General features: G+C 39.2%; 1 protein-coding gene. It reads left to right on the top strand.

Annotated features, from left to right (window positions below; genetic code table 11):
* On the top strand, positions 1-316 hold a 316-nt coding region (locus tag N8L33_RS09975; RefSeq protein WP_261059753.1), incomplete at both ends, for a MiiA motif-containing surface protein.

The following is a 316-nucleotide window of genomic DNA, read 5'->3' as shown; positions in this document are numbered from 1 at the left end:
AAGACTGTAGTAGCAAATCCAGAAAAACTTACAGATGCTGAGAAGAAAGCGATCGAAGATAAAGTTAAAGCTGTAAATCCAGATGCAACAGTAGTTGTAGATGACAAAGGAAACGCAACAGTTACAACCCCAGAAGGTAAGACAGCTGTAATTCCAGCAGCAGACTTGACAAAAGATCCAGAAACTGCAACTAAACCAAATGCAGGTAATGACATCGTTAAACCAGCAGATAAGACTGTAGTAGCAAATCCAGAAAAACTTACAGACGCTGAGAAGAAAGCGATCGAAGATAAAGTTAAAGCTGTAAATCCAGATG

The organism is Streptococcus mitis (assembly GCF_946188695.1).
Taxonomy (GTDB): domain Bacteria; phylum Bacillota; class Bacilli; order Lactobacillales; family Streptococcaceae; genus Streptococcus; species Streptococcus mitis_DF.
Note: the sequence above shows the minus strand (reverse complement) of the source record. Positions and strands in the feature narration are given on the sequence as shown.